Origin of the sequence: Staphylococcus sp. HMSC057A08 (assembly GCF_001812925.1) — a bacterium.
Lineage (GTDB): Bacteria > Bacillota > Bacilli > Staphylococcales > Staphylococcaceae > Staphylococcus > Staphylococcus hominis.
Genome location: NZ_KV810872.1, coordinates 110772 through 127707 on the forward strand (window position 1 = coordinate 110772; position 16936 = coordinate 127707).

27 protein-coding genes are annotated in these 16936 nt (G+C 34.2%); 25 read left to right on the forward strand and 2 right to left on the reverse strand.

Going from position 1 to position 16936, the window contains the following annotated elements; translation table 11 throughout:
• Positions 1 to 6: 6 nt before the first annotated feature.
• Positions 7 to 870 (reverse strand): GRP family sugar transporter, encoded by an 864-nt coding sequence (locus HMPREF2881_RS10970; protein ID WP_002448386.1) that lies wholly within the window; start codon positions 868 to 870, stop codon positions 7 to 9.
• Between the two features lie 286 nt (positions 871 to 1156).
• Here HMPREF2881_RS10970 and HMPREF2881_RS10975 point away from each other — a divergent pair, with 286 nt between their 5' ends.
• Together HMPREF2881_RS10975 and HMPREF2881_RS10980 are read left to right on the forward strand one after the other, a co-directional pair.
• On the forward strand, positions 1157 to 3292 hold the full coding sequence (locus HMPREF2881_RS10975) for a DNA topoisomerase III (RefSeq protein ID WP_002455007.1): 2136 nt from the start codon (positions 1157 to 1159) through the stop codon (positions 3290 to 3292).
• Between the two features lie 112 nt (positions 3293 to 3404).
• Entirely contained in the window at positions 3405 to 4739 is a 1335-nt protein-coding gene (locus HMPREF2881_RS10980; protein ID WP_002448576.1) for an NCS2 family permease, read from the forward strand.
• 57 nt (positions 4740 to 4796) lie between these two features.
• Here HMPREF2881_RS10980 and HMPREF2881_RS10985 read toward each other — a convergent pair whose 3' ends face one another.
• Positions 4797 to 5186, reverse strand: a complete 390-nt coding sequence (locus tag HMPREF2881_RS10985; RefSeq protein WP_002448355.1) for a hypothetical protein — start codon at positions 5184 to 5186, stop codon at positions 4797 to 4799.
• Positions 5187 to 5569: 383 nt separating this feature from the next.
• Between HMPREF2881_RS10985 and rpsJ the strand changes: the two genes are divergently transcribed.
• The 23 genes from rpsJ (at position 5570) to HMPREF2881_RS11100 (ending at position 16743) form a co-directional block, all read left to right on the forward strand.
• Positions 5570 to 5878, forward strand: a complete 309-nt coding sequence (gene rpsJ, locus HMPREF2881_RS10990; RefSeq protein ID WP_001118667.1) for a 30S ribosomal protein S10 — start codon at positions 5570 to 5572, stop codon at positions 5876 to 5878.
• Between the two features lie 27 nt (positions 5879 to 5905).
• Complete coding sequence (gene rplC / locus HMPREF2881_RS10995; RefSeq protein WP_002448523.1) at positions 5906 to 6568, forward strand: 50S ribosomal protein L3; 663 nt, start codon at positions 5906 to 5908, stop codon at positions 6566 to 6568.
• 27 nt (positions 6569 to 6595) lie between these two features.
• On the forward strand, positions 6596 to 7219 hold the full coding sequence (gene rplD, locus HMPREF2881_RS11000) for a 50S ribosomal protein L4 (protein ID WP_002488640.1): 624 nt from the start codon (positions 6596 to 6598) through the stop codon (positions 7217 to 7219).
• Positions 7219 to 7494, forward strand: coding sequence for a 50S ribosomal protein L23 (gene rplW, locus HMPREF2881_RS11005; RefSeq protein ID WP_002448403.1), 276 nt, complete (start codon positions 7219 to 7221; stop codon positions 7492 to 7494). Before rplD ends, rplW begins: the two co-directional genes overlap by 1 nt.
• Positions 7495 to 7530: 36 nt before the next feature.
• Positions 7531 to 8364 carry a 50S ribosomal protein L2 gene (gene rplB, locus HMPREF2881_RS11010; RefSeq protein WP_002448473.1) on the forward strand — a complete coding sequence of 278 codons (834 nt, stop codon included), beginning with the start codon at positions 7531 to 7533 and terminating at the stop codon, positions 8362 to 8364.
• 64 nt (positions 8365 to 8428) lie between these two features.
• Entirely contained in the window at positions 8429 to 8707 is a 279-nt protein-coding gene (gene rpsS / locus HMPREF2881_RS11015; RefSeq protein WP_002448348.1) for a 30S ribosomal protein S19, read from the forward strand.
• Positions 8708 to 8737: 30 nt separating this feature from the next.
• Positions 8738 to 9091: a 50S ribosomal protein L22 gene (gene rplV / locus HMPREF2881_RS11020; protein ID WP_001829734.1), complete on the forward strand. Its 354-nt coding sequence runs from the start codon at positions 8738 to 8740 to the stop codon at positions 9089 to 9091.
• A gap of 23 nt (positions 9092 to 9114) precedes the next feature.
• A complete protein-coding gene (rpsC, locus tag HMPREF2881_RS11025) occupies positions 9115 to 9768 on the forward strand; it encodes a 30S ribosomal protein S3 (RefSeq protein WP_002448525.1) in 654 nt (217 codons plus the stop codon).
• Between the two features lie 2 nt (positions 9769 to 9770).
• Positions 9771 to 10205, forward strand: a complete 435-nt coding sequence (gene rplP / locus HMPREF2881_RS11030) for a 50S ribosomal protein L16 (protein WP_002448374.1) — start codon at positions 9771 to 9773, stop codon at positions 10203 to 10205.
• Positions 10195 to 10404, forward strand: coding sequence for a 50S ribosomal protein L29 (gene rpmC / locus HMPREF2881_RS11035; RefSeq protein WP_000644737.1), 210 nt, complete (start codon positions 10195 to 10197; stop codon positions 10402 to 10404). The genes rplP and rpmC overlap by 11 nt, the downstream gene beginning before the upstream one ends.
• 26 nt (positions 10405 to 10430) lie before the next feature.
• The gene (gene rpsQ, locus HMPREF2881_RS11040; protein WP_002448443.1) at positions 10431 to 10694 is read left to right on the forward strand and encodes a 30S ribosomal protein S17; all 264 of its coding nucleotides are present in this window, start codon (positions 10431 to 10433) and stop codon (positions 10692 to 10694) included.
• 31 nt (positions 10695 to 10725) lie between these two features.
• Positions 10726 to 11094 (forward strand): 50S ribosomal protein L14, encoded by a 369-nt coding sequence (gene rplN, locus HMPREF2881_RS11045; protein WP_002432661.1) that lies wholly within the window; start codon positions 10726 to 10728, stop codon positions 11092 to 11094.
• Positions 11095 to 11129: 35 nt separating this feature from the next.
• Positions 11130 to 11447: a 50S ribosomal protein L24 gene (gene rplX, locus HMPREF2881_RS11050; protein WP_002448459.1), complete on the forward strand. Its 318-nt coding sequence runs from the start codon at positions 11130 to 11132 to the stop codon at positions 11445 to 11447.
• Positions 11448 to 11472: 25 nt separating this feature from the next.
• Positions 11473 to 12012, forward strand: coding sequence for a 50S ribosomal protein L5 (rplE, locus tag HMPREF2881_RS11055; protein WP_002448593.1), 540 nt, complete (start codon positions 11473 to 11475; stop codon positions 12010 to 12012).
• Between the two features lie 22 nt (positions 12013 to 12034).
• Entirely contained in the window at positions 12035 to 12220 is a 186-nt protein-coding gene (locus tag HMPREF2881_RS11060) for a type Z 30S ribosomal protein S14 (protein WP_001140799.1), read from the forward strand.
• A gap of 31 nt (positions 12221 to 12251) precedes the next feature.
• Positions 12252 to 12650 (forward strand): 30S ribosomal protein S8, encoded by a 399-nt coding sequence (gene rpsH, locus HMPREF2881_RS11065; protein WP_002448514.1) that lies wholly within the window; start codon positions 12252 to 12254, stop codon positions 12648 to 12650.
• A gap of 24 nt (positions 12651 to 12674) precedes the next feature.
• Positions 12675 to 13211 (forward strand): 50S ribosomal protein L6, encoded by a 537-nt coding sequence (rplF, locus tag HMPREF2881_RS11070; RefSeq protein WP_002448579.1) that lies wholly within the window; start codon positions 12675 to 12677, stop codon positions 13209 to 13211.
• Between the two features lie 31 nt (positions 13212 to 13242).
• Positions 13243 to 13605, forward strand: coding sequence for a 50S ribosomal protein L18 (gene rplR / locus HMPREF2881_RS11075; protein WP_002488605.1), 363 nt, complete (start codon positions 13243 to 13245; stop codon positions 13603 to 13605).
• 20 nt (positions 13606 to 13625) lie between these two features.
• Entirely contained in the window at positions 13626 to 14126 is a 501-nt protein-coding gene (rpsE, locus tag HMPREF2881_RS11080; RefSeq protein ID WP_002448405.1) for a 30S ribosomal protein S5, read from the forward strand.
• 16 nt (positions 14127 to 14142) lie between these two features.
• Positions 14143 to 14322, forward strand: a complete 180-nt coding sequence (rpmD, locus tag HMPREF2881_RS11085) for a 50S ribosomal protein L30 (RefSeq protein ID WP_001096576.1) — start codon at positions 14143 to 14145, stop codon at positions 14320 to 14322.
• A gap of 19 nt (positions 14323 to 14341) precedes the next feature.
• Positions 14342 to 14782, forward strand: a complete 441-nt coding sequence (gene rplO / locus HMPREF2881_RS11090) for a 50S ribosomal protein L15 (protein WP_002448533.1) — start codon at positions 14342 to 14344, stop codon at positions 14780 to 14782.
• A complete protein-coding gene (secY, locus tag HMPREF2881_RS11095; protein WP_002448596.1) occupies positions 14782 to 16074 on the forward strand; it encodes a preprotein translocase subunit SecY in 1293 nt (430 codons plus the stop codon). Before rplO ends, secY begins: the two co-directional genes overlap by 1 nt.
• 18 nt (positions 16075 to 16092) lie before the next feature.
• Positions 16093 to 16743, forward strand: a complete 651-nt coding sequence (locus tag HMPREF2881_RS11100) for an adenylate kinase (RefSeq protein ID WP_002448556.1) — start codon at positions 16093 to 16095, stop codon at positions 16741 to 16743.
• Positions 16744 to 16936: the final 193 nt, after the last annotated feature.

Consider the following 16936-nt stretch of genomic DNA (forward strand, 5'->3'; position numbering starts at 1 on the left):
ATATACCTATTTTAAGTTTCCTAATATAATTGCTGCGATGATAATCAACGCAATACCTGACCAAATCCCAATCATTTGGCGTCGATCTTTTTTCTCACCTAATAAGAATATACCACCAAGAGTAGAAACTATAACTAATAATTGTGATAATGAGAAACTTGTTGCTACACCAACTTTAGGTTGAGAATAGAACATAAATAAGTTACCTATTCCCCAAACAATCCCTGGAATAATATTAAGTGCGGTAGATTTAATATTTGTTTCATGTCTCATTGAAAGTAAAAATCCACCAATAGCCATACCAACTGATTGGAAGAATAAGGCATCAGTACCATTTACGCCAAATATATTGCCGATTACTACATAACCTACATAACCTAATGTACCTACCACTAGAATAACCATTGCTTTACTAAAATTAGGATCTTTTGTAGAACGCTCATTTTTTCCTTTTAGTGATGTAAGTGCAATCCCTGTTACTAATAAAACCATTGCAATAAGTCCTAACGTAACTTGTAATCCAGTACTCCATTCACCTAAAAAGATAGCACTAAATAAAGTTGTACCTACTAATTGTAAACCAGTAGAAATAGGCATTGTTTTAGATACGCCGACAAGGTTAACAGATTGTAATTGAGTTCCTTGACCGAATGCCCACATTGCACCAGAAATTAACCCTACAATGATGACAGTAGGGTTATCAAATTGTGCATGACCTGTAAGAAGTAAGATTAGACCAATAACCAATGTACCTAACGTTGTACCTCTAATTTGATTGTATGGACCTCCTCCTACAAATACATTGATTAATACGAGACTTCCCCAAAATAATGCAGGTAATAAGGCGATTAATATGTTAATAATCTGCATTTATTACTCACTCTCCTTTTCAAAAATAAGTGCTTTCCTTTCCATAACACTTGGTGAATATTTTATATTATTTGTGATTGATATAAAACGCAATTGCTCATTTTTTTATAAAATATAAAAGACTAATATTATAAAAATGTATAGCCTAAGTATTTTAGTAAGCTGAATTTAATATAGGGGTTTTACTTTAAATTAATAAGATGAGATGGAAAGTAACACTATTGCTATACATGTTACAATATTAAACGTATGAAAATAAAAAGTAAGAATGTGAAAGGAAATTTGAATGAAATCATTAATTCTAGCGGAAAAACCCTCGGTAGCGAGAGATATTGCAGAAGCACTAAATATTAAAGAAAAACATCATGGATATATTGCAAATCAGCGCTATATAGTGACATGGGCTTTAGGTCATTTAGTAACAAATGCTCAACCAGAACATTATGACAAAACATATAAAGAATGGAAATTAGAAGATTTACCTATACTACCTAAGCAAATGCATACTGTGGTCATAGGGAAGACAAGTAAACAATTTAAAATTGTAAAATCTTTAATATTAAATAAAGATGTGAAAAACATTATTATTGCTACAGATGCTGGGCGTGAAGGAGAACTGGTAGCACGTCTCATCTTAGATAAAGTAAAAAATAAAAAGCCAATTAAACGTTTATGGATTAGTTCGGTGACTAAAAAAGCAATACAACAAGGCTTTAAACATTTAAAAGATGGACATGAATATAATCACTTGTATCAAGCAGCTCTTGCACGAAGTGAAGCGGACTGGATAGTGGGTATTAATGCTACTAGAGCACTGACAACTAAATATGATGCTCAACTTTCATTAGGAAGGGTACAAACACCAACGATTCAACTGGTTTATCATCGACAACAAGAAATTAATCATTTTAAACCTCAAAAGTATTACACACTTTCTTTAAATGTAAATGACGCTACATTTGATATTCAAACTAATAAAAGATTTACTAATAAAGAAGAAATACAAAAATTATCTGAAAAAATAGAAGGACAATCAGGTCAGATTGAAGATGTTTCAATTAAGCAAAAAAAATCTTACGCAAAACCTTTATATAATTTAACTGATTTACAACAAGCATCTTACCAACGATTTAAAATAGGACCCAAAGAAACTTTGAATATTTTACAGAGTCTTTATGAACGTCATAAATTATTAACATATCCAAGAACAGATTCTAACTACTTATCTAACGATATGACAGATACCATACAAGAACGTCTCCAAGCCTTATTAGCGACTGATTATAAATCACATGCTCGTCAGTTAATGACTAAGTCATTTACAACTAAGATGCATATTTTTAATAATCAAAAAGTGTCAGACCATCATGCGATTATTCCAACTGAAATTAGACCCAACTTTGATACATTAACTAACAGAGAAACAAAAATATATTTAATGGTTGTACAACGATTTTTAGAAACATTAATGGATCCTTATCAGTATGAAGCGACACAGGTTATTTTAAAAGTGGGAGAATATCAATTTAAACATGCCGAAAACGTCACACGTAAATTAGGATTTAAAACACTTAGTAACAATGATTCTACTTCTAATAAGACTATCACTTTTAGCAAGAATGAAACCTATCGTGTACAACAAGTCAAAGTAAGCGAACATGAAACCACACCACCTGAATATTTCAATGAAGGTAGCTTACTTAAGGCGATGGAAAATCCACAAAATTATATTCAATTGAATGACAAAAAGTATGCTAATACCCTTCATAAGACGGGAGGAATTGGAACAGTAGCGACGCGTGCAGATATTATTGAAAAACTATTCAAGCTTAATGCAATAGAATCAAAAGATGGGAAATTAAAAGTGACATCTAAAGGAAAACAAATATTAGAGCTTTCTCCTAAAGCACTAACTTCTCCTTTAATGACTGCGGAATGGGAAGAAAAATTACTTTCTATTGAGAAAGGTAAATATAATGCTAAACAATTTATTAATGAGATGAAAGATTTTACTAAAAAAATTGTTGGGGAAATCAAACATAGTGATCAAAAATATAAACATGATAATTTAACTTCTACTGAATGTCCAAATTGCGGTAAATTTATGATAAAAGTAAAAACTAAAAACGGACAAATGCTAGTGTGTCAAGATCCTACCTGTCATACTAAAAAGAATATTCAACGTAAAACGAATGCACGTTGTCCTAACTGTAAAAAGAAAATGACATTGTTTGGAAGAGGAAAAGAAGCGGTCTACCGATGTGTATGCGGTCATACTGAAACACAAGCACAAATGGATCAACGATTGAAAAATAAAAATAATGGTAAAGTTTCTAAAAAAGATATGAAAAAATATATGAATAATCACGATGAATTGGATAATAATCCTTTTAAAGATGCATTAAAGAACTTGAAACTTTAAATAAAATCGAACTTATAATGAAATAAATCGATAAAAGTTCGTTTTTAGTATTGTTTTTTTAAGTAAGTAATATTAAACTATTAAAGTATTTTAAAAAAAGGAGTTTAAAGCTGTGAAAAAATACTTCCAATTCGACGAGTATGGTACTAACTACAAAAGAGAAATCATCGGTGGTATCACAACTTTCTTATCAATGGCTTATATATTAGCCGTGAATCCTCAAGTCTTAAGTTTAGCAGGTGTTAAAGGTATATCTGGGGATATGAAAATGGATCAAGGTGCCATTTTTGTAGCGACAGCATTAGCAGCCTTTGTAGGATCTTTATTCATGGGACTAATTGCAAGATATCCGATTGCGCTTGCCCCAGGGATGGGATTAAATGCGTTCTTTGCATTTACAGTTGTTTTAACAATGGGAATTCCTTGGCAAATCGGTTTAACAGGTGTGCTGTTTTCTGGTATATTCTTTGCGATATTAACAGCAACTGGATTGAGGGAAATAATTATTAATGCAATACCCTATGAAATGAAAATGGCAGTTTCGGCAGGTATAGGGCTATTTATTACTTTTGTAGGTTTACAAAGTGCAGGTATTATTGTAAAAAATGATTCAACGCTTGTAACATTAGGTCATCTAACTAAACCATCAGTACTTTTAGCTATATTTGGGATTGCTATAACAATCATTTTATATGCTAGAAAGGTTCCAGGTTCAATCTTTATTGGTATGATTATAACTGCAATTGTAGGGATGATTACAGGTCAAATTCATACACCATCAGGTATTGTAGGTAAAATTCCAAGTATTACACCTACATTTGGAGCAGCTTTTGAAGCATTTAAAGATCCAGGCCAATTATTTACCATCCAATTTCTTATTGTTATTTTAACGTTCTTCTTTATTGATTTCTTTGATACTGCAGGTACTTTAGTAGCAGTAGCAACCCAAGCAGGTATAATGAAAGACAATAAGTTACCAAGAGCTGGAAGAGCATTATTTGCAGACTCACTTGCTACAATTGTTGGGGCTATTTTTGGTACAACTACAACAACCTCTTATATTGAATCTACTTCTGGTGTTGCAGTAGGAGCACGTACAGGTTTTGCAAGTATCATAACTGGTTTTTGTTTCTTATTAGCATTATTCTTTAGTCCGCTAATTGAAGTCGTTACAAGTGCAGTAACAACACCAGCGTTAGTTGTAGTTGGTATTTTAATGGCGGCAAACTTTGCTGAAATTAATTGGAAAAAATTTGAAGTAGCAGTACCAGCATTTATTACAATCATTATGATGCCTTTATCATATTCAATTGCTACAGGTATTGCATGTGGGTTTATCTTCTATCCAATAACAATGTTAATTACTAAAAAACATAAAGAAGTTCATCCTATCATGTATGTATTAATGGTATTATTTATTTTATACTTCGTGTTTGTACACGGTTAAACATAAAAAGACACATTTAATTCAAAAATTAAATGTGTCTTTTTAATATTGAAATTATTAATTGTTTTTATCATCTTTGTATTGAGTATAAATAACTTTAGAATCTTTATTTGGAATGTAAGTTGGTGCGTTGAGCACAACAAATATAAAGAATACCATTAAGAAAAAGAGTACCCAATGCGTAAACATACCAATAATAGGTAGAAAAGCAACAAATGATCCAATTAATCCAATAAATGGGATCATTGCCATAGGCTTAATTGTATTTTGAGAATCTACTAATAGAATGATGCCTAAAATAAGATAAAGTAAAGCATTTAATAACAAAGGTTGCCAACCAAAGCTAAGAATAACTGTGCCTCCTAAAAAAGGAATACCATAGAACAATTCGCTAGCTATTAAGAAAATACTAATGATTGATAAAGTAAGTTTCACATTTCTTTTCATTTATATAATATTCACCTCCGATAAAGTTCATGAATTTTAAAATAATTAACATTAAAAATATATAGTTGCAATTTCAAAATTCATTACTCTCTATATCTATTATAAAGGTTTATAGAAAAAAGGGAAAAAATTTACTCAAAATGGTTGAACTACATAAAAATTTTCAGTAAAATAATTAAGTATGTGTTAGACGTAAATAAAAAAGTTAAAGAAAAACCTTGATTTATTAGTGTTTTTCTTGTAACATATTTAATGTTGGACTTGAAGAAAGCGATGAAGCGAAAGGTTACTGACACACCCGGCCGCTTTGCCATGGCGTTGTGTGAGATAGTTTTCGTGGAGAAGTCTATCACTTCAATGTAGACGAACAAGGAGGGAAAATTATGGCAAAACAAAAAATCAGAATCAGATTAAAAGCTTATGATCACCGTGTAATTGATCAATCAGCAGAAAAGATTGTTGAAACTGCTAAACGTTCTGGTGCAGATGTATCTGGACCAATTCCGTTACCAACAGAAAAATCTGTTTACACAATTATTCGTGCGGTGCACAAGTATAAAGATTCTCGTGAACAATTCGAACAACGTACACATAAACGTTTAATCGACATTGTTAACCCAACACCAAAAACAGTTGATGCTTTAATGGGCTTAAACTTACCATCTGGTGTAGACATCGAAATTAAATTATAATAGATCAATTTAGGAGGTGGACTTTCGATGACCAAAGGAATCTTAGGAAGAAAAATTGGGATGACACAAGTATTCGGAGAAAATGGTGAATTAATCCCTGTTACAGTAGTAGAAGCAAATCAAAACGTAGTATTACAAAAGAAAACTGAAGAAGTTGATGGCTACAATGCTATCCAAGTAGGTTTTGCAGACAAACAAGCATATAAAAAAGATGCTAAATCAAATAAATATGCAAATAAACCAGCTGAAGGTCACGCTAAAAAAGCTGGCGCAGCACCTAAGCGCTTCATTCGTGAATTCAGAAACGTTAATGTTGATGAATACGAAGTAGGTCAAGAAGTCACAGTAGATACTTTTGAAGCTGGAGACATTATTGATGTTACAGGAACTTCAAAAGGTAAAGGTTTCCAAGGTGCAATTAAACGTCATGGTCAAGGTCGTGGACCAATGGCTCACGGTTCTCATTTCCATAGAGCTCCAGGTTCAGTAGGTATGGCTTCAGATGCTTCAAGAGTATTTAAAGGTCAAAAAATGCCTGGACGTATGGGCGGTAACACAGTTACAGTTCAAAACTTAGAAGTTGTTCAAGTTGATACTGATAACAATGTTATTTTAGTAAAAGGTAATGTACCTGGACCTAAAAAAGGTTTTGTAGAAATTAAATCTTCAATTAAAAAAGGTAATAAATAATAAGTAGCGAAAGGAGGAAAAAGCATAATGGCTAATTATGATGTATTAAAAGTAGACGGATCAAAATCTGGTTCAGTTGAATTAAGCGATTCAGTTTTCGCAATCGAACCAAACAACAGTGTTCTTTTCGAAGCAATCAATTTACAACGTGCTTCTTTACGCCAAGGTACACATGCAGTGAAAAATCGTTCAGCTGTTCGTGGTGGTGGACGTAAACCATGGAGACAAAAAGGTACAGGACGTGCACGTCAAGGTACAATTCGTGCTCCACAATGGCGTGGTGGTGGTATCGTTTTCGGACCAACTCCAAGAAGCTATTCATACAAAATGCCTAAGAAAATGCGTCGTTTAGCATTACGTTCTGCATTATCTTTCAAAGTTCAAGAAAACAACTTTATAATCGTTGATACTTTTGGCTTTGATGCACCAAAAACAAAAGAATTCAAAAATGTTTTAACTACACTTGAACAACCTAAAAAAGTGTTAGTAGTAACAGAAAACGAAGATGTAAACGTTGAATTATCTGCACGTAATATTCCTGGCGTACAAGTAAGTACAGCTCAAGGATTAAACGTATTAGATATCACTAGCGCTGACAGTGTAATCATTACTGAATCAGCTGCGAAAAAAGTTGAGGAGGTGCTCGGATAATGGAAGCTAGAGATGTTCTTAAGCGCCCCGTAATCACTGAAAAATCTTCTGAAGCAATGGCTGAAGATAAATATACTTTTGACGTAGATACTCGTGCTAACAAAACTCAAGTTAAAATTGCAGTTGAAGAAATCTTCGACGTTAAAGTTGAAAGTGTAAATATTATCAACTACAAACCAAAGAAAAAACGTATGGGCCGTTATCAAGGCTATACAAATAAAAGAAGAAAAGCGATTGTAAAACTTAAAGAAGGTTCAATCGACTTATTCAACTAAAATAAAATAATATTACCATTAAGGAGGTAAGCGACAATGGCTCTTAAAAAATATAAGCCAATTACAAATGGTCGTCGTAATATGACTACGTTAGACTTCGCTGAAATCACGAAGACTACACCTGAAAAGTCATTATTACAACCGCTACCGAAAAAAGCGGGTCGTAACAATCAAGGTAAATTAACAGTTCGTCACCATGGTGGAGGACATAAACGTCAATATCGTGTAATTGACTTCAAACGTAATAAAGACGGAATCACTGCTAAAGTTGATTCAATTCAATATGATCCAAACCGTTCAGCTAACATTGCTTTATTAGTATATGCTGATGGTGAAAAACGTTACATTATCGCACCAAAAGGATTACAAGTAGGCCAAACAGTTGAAAGTGGTGCTGAAGCAGATATCAAAGTTGGTAATGCTTTACCATTACAAAATATTCCAGTTGGTACTGTAATTCATAATATCGAATTAAAACCTGGTAAAGGCGGACAAATTGCTCGTTCAGCAGGTGCAAGTTCACAAGTACTTGGTAAAGAAGGTAAATATGTATTAATCAGATTACGTTCTGGTGAGGTACGTATGATTTTATCTACTTGCCGTGCTACAATCGGTCAAGTTGGTAACTTACAACATGAACTTGTTAACGCTGGTAAAGCTGGTCGTTCAAGATGGAAAGGTATCCGTCCAACAGTTCGTGGTTCTGTAATGAACCCTAACGATCACCCACACGGTGGTGGTGAAGGTCGTGCTCCTATCGGTAGACCATCTCCAATGTCACCATGGGGTAAACCAACGCTTGGTAAGAAAACACGTCGCGGTAAAAAATCATCTGATAAACTTATCGTTCGTGGACGTAAGAGAAAATAATAACAACTTATTTGAGTGTGCGGCTTAACAGCTGCACGCACACAATAAGAAGGGAGGCGCCCAAATGGCTCGTAGTATTAAAAAAGGACCTTTCGTTGATGATCATTTAATGAAAAAAGTAGAAGCTCAAGACGGAAGTGAAAAGAAACAAGTAATTAAAACATGGTCACGTCGTTCTACAATTTTCCCAAATTTCATCGGTCATACTTTTGCAGTATATGATGGTCGTAAACATGTACCTGTTTATGTAACTGAAGATATGGTTGGTCACAAATTAGGTGAATTTGCTCCAACTCGTACATTTAAAGGACATGCAGCTGACGATAAGAAAACTAGTAGATAATAATATATATAAGTAGAGGAGGATATCCTAATGGAAGCAAAAGCGGTTGCTAGAACAATCAGAATCGCACCTCGTAAAGTAAGATTAGTTCTTGACTTAATTAGAGGTAAAAATGCTGGAGAAGCTATTGCTATTTTAAAATTAACTAATAAAGCTTCATCACCAGTAATTGAAAAAGTATTAATGTCCGCTTTAGCAAATGCTGAACATAACTATGACATGAATACAGATGAATTAGTTGTTAAAGAAGCATATGCAAATGAAGGACCAACTTTAAAACGTTTCCGTCCACGTGCACAAGGTCGTGCAAGTGCAATCAACAAACGTACAAGCCACATTACAATCGTCGTAAGTGACGGTAAAGAAGAAGCTAAAGAAGCTTAATAACTATTTAAGGAGGGAATACTGTGGGTCAAAAAATTAATCCTATCGGACTTCGTGTTGGAGTTATCCGTGATTGGGAAGCTAAATGGTACGCTGAAAAAGATTTCGCTTCTTTATTACACGAAGATTTAAGAATCCGTAAATTCATTGATAACGAATTAAAAGAAGCGTCAGTTTCTCACGTTGACATTGAACGTGCTGCTAACCGTATTAACATCGCAATCCACACTGGTAAACCTGGTATGGTAATTGGTAAAGGCGGTTCAGAAATTGAAAAACTTCGTAATAAATTAAATAACTTAACTGATAAAAAAGTACACATCAACGTTGTGGAAATTAAAAAAGTTGATATAGATGCTCGTTTAGTAGCAGAAAATATCGCACGTCAATTAGAAAATCGTGCTTCATTCCGTCGTGTACAAAAACAAGCTATAACTAGAGCTATGAAACTTGGTGCAAAAGGTATCAAAACTCAAGTATCAGGTCGTTTAGGCGGAGCTGACATCGCTCGTGCTGAACAATATTCAGAAGGAACTGTTCCACTTCATACTTTACGTGCTGACATTGATTATGCACATGCTGAAGCAGACACTACTTATGGTAAATTAGGTGTTAAAGTATGGATTTATCGTGGTGAAGTTCTTCCTACTAAGAATACTAGTGAAGGAGGAAAATAATAATGTTACTACCAAAACGTGTTAAATATCGTCGTCAACATCGTCCAAAAACAACTGGTCGTTCTAAAGGCGGTAACTTTGTAACATTTGGTGAGTATGGTTTACAAGCTACAACAACTTCTTGGATCACATCTCGTCAAATCGAATCTGCTCGTATCGCTATGACACGTTACATGAAACGTGGCGGGAAAGTTTGGATTAAAATCTTCCCACATACGCCTTACACTAAAAAACCTTTAGAAGTACGTATGGGTGCTGGTAAAGGTGCTGTTGAAGGCTGGATCGCAGTTGTAAAACCAGGTCGTATTTTATTCGAAATCGCTGGTGTATCTGAAGATGTAGCTCGTGAAGCATTACGTTTAGCAAGTCACAAACTTCCAGTGAAAACTAAGTTTGTAAAACGTGAAGAATTGGGTGGTGAAACAAATGAAAGCTAAGGAAATTAGAGACTTAACCACTTCAGAAATCGAAGAACAAATCAAATCTTCAAAAGAAGAGCTTTTTAACCTACGCTTTCAGTTAGCTACAGGTCAATTAGAAGAAACTGCACGTATTCGTACAGTTAGAAAAACAATTGCACGTCTAAAAACTGTTGCTCGTGAAAGAGAAATTGAACAAAGTAAAGCTAATCAATAAAGTATAAGAAAGAGGAGGTTACAAAAGTGAGTGAAAGAAACGATCGTAAAGTTTATGTAGGTAAAGTTGTTTCTGATAAAATGGACAAAACAATTACTGTACTTGTTGAAACTTACAAAACACACAAATTATACGGTAAACGAGTAAAATACTCTAAAAAATATAAAACTCATGATGAAAACAATTCAGCTAAATTAGGAGATATTGTTAGAATTCAAGAAACTCGTCCTTTATCAGCATCGAAACGTTTCCGTTTAGTAGAAATTGTTGAAGAATCAGTAATTATTTAATACAAGATTAGAGATAAGGGAGGTTTAACTAATGATCCAACAAGAAACGCGTTTAAAAGTAGCAGACAACTCTGGTGCTCGTGAAGTACTTACAATCAAAGTATTAGGTGGATCTGGTCGCAAAACAGCGAACATTGGCGATATCATCGTATGTACTGTTAAAAATGCAACACCAGGTGGCGTTGTTAAAAAAGGCGACGTTGTGAAAGCTGTTGTTGTTAGAACTAAATCAGGCGTACGTCGTAACGATGGTTCTTATATCAAATTTGATGAAAATGCATGTGTCATTATTCGTGATGACAAAGGCCCACGTGGTACTCGTATCTTTGGTCCTGTTGCTCGTGAATTACGTGAAGGTAACTTCATGAAAATCGTATCATTAGCACCAGAAGTACTATAATTTATTAAAACCATAATATTTAAGGAGGTGCCCACATGCATATCAAAAAAGGTGACAACGTTAAAGTTATCGCAGGTAAAGATAAAGGTAAAGAAGGTAAAGTAATCGCTACTGAACCTAAAAAAGACCGCGTCGTTGTGGAAGGTGTTAACGTTATTAAAAAACACCAAAAACCAACTCAATTAAATCCTGAAGGTGGAATCTTAGAAACAGAGGCAGCAATCCATGTTTCTAACGTACAATTATTAGATCCTAAAACAAATGAACCTACTCGTGTTGGTTACAAATTTGTAGATGGTAAAAAAGTTCGTATCGCTAAAAAATCTGGCGAAGAAATCAAATCTAATAATTAATAACTAGTTGAAAGGAGGATCCACTTTGAACCGTTTAAAAGAAAGATACAATACTGAAGTTACTCAAAACTTAGTTAAAAAATTCAACTATAGTTCAGTAATGGAAGTACCAAAAATCGAAAAAATCGTTGTAAATATGGGTGTTGGTGATGCAGTTCAAAACTCTAAAGTGTTAGATAATGCTGTTGAAGAGTTAGAATTAATCACTGGACAAAAACCATTAATCACTAAAGCTAAAAAATCAGTTGCAACATTCCGTTTACGTGAAGGTATGCCAATCGGTGCAAAAGTAACACTTCGCGGAGAAAGAATGTATGAATTCTTAGATAAATTAATCGCAGTTTCATTACCTCGTGTACGTGACTTCCAAGGTGTTTCTAAAACAGCTTTCGATGGTCGTGGTAACTACACTTTAGGAATTAAAGAACAATTAATTTTCCCAGAAATCGATTATGATAAAGTAAGTAAAGTAAGAGGAATGGATATTGTTATCGTAACAACTGCTAACACTGACGAGGAAGCTCGTGAATTGTTAACAAACTTCGGTATGCCATTTCGTAAATAATCTCTAAAAGGAGGCTAATTAAGTGGCTAAAACTTCTATGGTTGCTAAGCAACAGAAAAAACAAAAATATGCAGTACGTGAATATACTCGTTGTGAACGCTGTGGTCGTCCACATTCTGTATATCGTAAATTTAAATTATGCCGTATTTGTTTCCGTGAATTAGCTTATAAAGGCCAAATTCCTGGCGTACGTAAAGCTAGCTGGTAAAATCAAAGAGTTTGAAAGGAGGCAACAATAAATGACTATGACAGATCCAATCGCAGATATGCTTACTCGTGTAAGAAACGCAAACATGGTGCGTCACGAGAAATTAGAATTACCTGCATCAAATATTAAAAAACAAATTGCTGAAATCTTAAAAAATGAAGGTTTCATTAAAAACGTAGAATACGTTGAAGATGATAAACAAGGTGTTATTCGTTTATTCTTAAAATATGGTCAAAACAATGAACGTGTTATCACAGGATTAAAACGTATCTCAAAACCAGGTTTACGTGTATATGCTAAAGCGAACGAAGTGCCTAAAGTATTAAATGGTTTAGGTATCGCATTAGTTTCAACTTCTGAAGGTGTCATCACTGATAAAGAAGCTAGAAAACGTAACGTTGGTGGAGAAATCATCGCATACGTTTGGTAATAATAAATAAGGAGGTGCCATAACATGAGTCGTGTTGGTAAGAAAATTATTGACATCCCTAGTGACGTTACAGTAACTTTTGACGGACAAACTGCTACTGTAAAAGGTCCTAAAGGTGAATTAACTAGAACTTTTGATGAAAGAATGACTTTTAAACAAGATGAAAACACTCTAGAAGTTGTAAGACCTACTGATTCTAAAGAAGATAGAACAGTTCACGGTACAACTCGTGCGTTATTAAATAATATGGTACAAGGTGTTTCTCAAGGTTTTGTAAAAACTCTTGAACTTGTTGGTGTAGGTTACCGTGCTCAAATGCAAGGTAATGACTTAGTATTAAACGTTGGTTACTCTCATCCTGTTGAAATTAAAGCTGAAGATGGCATTACTTTCGCAGTAGAGAAAAATACAACTGTTACAGTATCTGGTGTATCTAAAGAACAAGTTGGAGCTATCGCTTCTAATATTCGTTCAGTAAGACCTCCAGAACCTTATAAAGGAAAAGGTATTCGTTACCAAGGTGAATATGTTCGCCGTAAAGAAGGTAAAACTGGTAAATAATAGATAACTCTCTAAAGAAAGGAGTAATACAATGATCAGTAAAATTGATAAAAACAAAGTGCGTTTGAAAAGACATGCTCGTGTGCGTACTAAATTATCAGGTACATCTGAAAAACCACGTTTAAATGTATATCGTTCAAACAAACACATTTACGCACAAATTATTGATGATGCTAAAGGTGAAACTTTAGTACAAGCTTCATCTCAAGATAAAGATATCGCTAGTGATTCTACTTCTAAAGTTGATTTATCAACTAAAGTTGGTGAAGTAATCGCTAAAAAAGCTTCAGATAAAGGTATCAAAGAAATCGTATTTGATCGTGGTGGTTATTTATATCATGGTCGCGTTAAAGCGTTAGCTGAAGCTGCGAGAGAAAACGGATTAGAATTTTAATTTAAAGGAGGGACAAATACATGGCTCGTAGAGAAGAAGAAACGAAAGAATTTGAAGAACGCGTTGTTACAATTAATCGTGTTGCTAAAGTTGTTAAAGGTGGACGTCGTTTCCGTTTCACTGCATTAGTAGTAGTAGGAGATAAAAATGGTCGTGTAGGTTTCGGTACTGGTAAAGCTCAAGAGGTACCAGAAGCTATTAAAAAAGCTGTAGAAGCAGCTAAAAAAGATTTAGTAGTAGTTCCACGTGTAGAAGGAACAACTCCTCACACTATCACTGGCCGTTATGGTTCTGGTAGCGTATTTATGAAACCAGCTGCACCTGGTACAGGAGTTATCGCTGGTGGTCCAGTACGTGCCGTATTAGAATTAGCAGGTATCACTGATATCTTAAGTAAATCATTAGGTTCAAATACACCTATCAACATGGTACGTGCGACATTAAATGGTTTACAAAACCTTAAAAACGCTGAAGATGTTGCGAAATTACGTGGCAAATCAGTAGAAGAATTATATAATTAAGGAGGGAAAATAAATAATGGCTAAATTACAAATTACCCTCACTCGTAGTGTTATTGGTCGTCCTGAAACACAACGTAAAACTGTTGAAGCGTTAGGTCTTAAAAAGACTAATAGTTCAGTAGTTGTTGAAGATAACCCTGCAATTCGTGGGCAAATCAACAAAGTTAAACACTTATTAACAGTTGAAGAAAAATAATTAAGGAGGTGCCTAAATAATGAAATTACATGAGTTAAAATCAGCTGAAGGTTCACGTCGTGTACGTAACCGTGTAGGTCGTGGTGCTGGTTCAGGTAATGGTAAAACTAGTGCTCGCGGTCAAAAAGGTCAAAAAGCACGTTCAGGTGGTAGCGTAAGACCAGGATTTGAAGGTGGACAATTACCTTTATTCCGTCGTTTACCAAAACGAGGTTTCACTAACATTAATCGTAAAGAATATGCTATTGTTAATTTAGACCAACTTAATCAATTTGAAGATGGTACTGAAGTAACTCCAGCTTTATTAGTTGAAACTGGTGTGGTTAAGAATGAAAAATCTGGTATTAAAGTACTAGGCAACGGTTCACTTGATAAAAAATTGACAGTGAAAGCTCACAAATTCTCAGCTTCAGCGGTTGAAGCTATCGATGCTAAAGGTGGAGCACACGAGGTGATCTAATGTTTCAAACGTTTATGAGCTTCTTTAAAACTAAAGAAGTTCGAAACAAGATTTTCTTCACATTAGCAATGTTAGTAATATTCAAAATAGGAACTTATATTCCGGCTCCTGGAGTTAATCCTGAGCCTTTTGAACAGCAAGGTTCTGATCAAGGTGTCGCTGCTCTTCTTAATACGTTTGGTGGCGGAGCCTTAAAGAACTTTTCTATCTTTGCTATGGGTATAATGCCGTACATCACTGCTTCTATCGTAATGCAATTATTACAAATGGACATTGTCCCTAAATTTACTGAATGGGCTAAACAAGGTGAAGTAGGTAAAAGAAAACTTAGCAATGTAACACGTTATTTCGCTATTATATTGGCATTTATACAATCAATTGGTATGGCATTTCAATTTAATAACTATTTAGGCGGTAAATTGATTATTCATCAATCTGTCATGAGTTATTTATTGATTGCTGTAGTTTTAACAACTGGAACTGCATTTTTAATTTGGCTTGGTGATCAAATTACACAATTTGGTGTAGGTAATGGTATTTCAATCATTATCTTTGCAGGTATTTTATCGACGTTGCCATCATCAATTATCCAATTTGTGCAACAAGCATTTGTTGGTAATGACGATACAACGTTAGCATGGTTAAAAGTTATTGGTTTAATTGTTGGATTAATTTTATTAACAATTGGAGCGATTTATGTATTGGAAGCGAAACGTAAAATTCCAATTCAATATGCTAAAAAACAATCTGCACAACGTTTAGGATCACAAGCAACATATCTACCTTTAAAAGTAAACTCTGCAGGGGTTATTCCAGTCATCTTTGCGATGGCATTCTTCTTATTGCCAAGAACATTAACATTGTTCTTCCCTAAAGCTGATTGGGCGCAAAATATTGCAGAATATGCTAACCCTTCAAACACTTATGGTATGATTGTTTATGTCATATTAATTATTGCATTTGCATATTTTTATGCTTTTGTTCAAGTTAATCCTGAAAAAATGGCTGATAACTTGAAAAAACAAGGTAGTTATGTACCAGGAATTAGACCTGGGGAACAAACAAAAAAATATATTACTAAAGTACTTTATCGCTTAACTTTTGTAGGCTCTATTTTCTTAGCAGTTATTGCTATTCTTCCAATTATAGCGACAAAATTTATGAATTTACCTCAATCAATTCAAATTGGTGGTACAAGTTTATTAATCGTTATTGGTGTAGCAATTGAAACTATGAAATCACTTGAAGCACAAGTGAGTCAAAAAGAATATAAAGGCTTTGGTGGTAGATAATTTGTAGGAGGGCAATTTATGAATATCATTTTAATGGGTTTACCTGGAGCTGGTAAAGGTACTCAAGCGAGTGAAATTGTTAAGAAATTCCCAATACCACATATATCTACTGGTGACATGTTCAGAAAAGCGATTAAAGATGAAACTGATTTAGGTAAAGAAGCTAAATCATACATGGATCGTGGAGAATTAGTCCCTGATGAAGTTACTGTAGGTATCGTTAAAGAAAGAATTTCTGAAGACGATGCAAAAAAAGGTTTCTTATTAGATGGATTCCCTAGAACGATTGAGCAAGCTGAGGCATTAAACAACATTATGTCTGAGCTTGACAGAAATATTGATGCTGTTATCAATATTGAAGTTCCTGAGGAAGAGCTAATGAATCGTCTTACAGGTCGTCGTATCTGTGAGAAATGTGGTACAACTTATCATCTTGTATTTAATCCTCCAAAGGTTGATGGTGTTTGTGATATCGATGGTGGAAAACTTTATCAACGTAAAGATGATAATCCAGAAACAGTATCTAATCGTTTAAGCGTTAATGTTAAACAATCTAAGCCAATTTTAGAGTATTACGATGAAAAAGGCGTATTGAAAAATATTGATGGCGCGAAAGATATTGACGAAGTAACCAAAGATGTCATTGATATCTTAGATCAATTAAAATAGATCAACTAATGTGCGATCTAGATTTATGTGAACTTTGATTAGGTTTCTCTGGCAAGAATTTATTTTTTGAGTGTCGTATGACGATCATAATTCCCGCATTTTGTTAAACTTATAATAACTATTCACTATATTAGATTCGTATCGTTGAAGTTGTCTATTGACGATTACCTTACTATTGTAAAAAGGGGGAAGT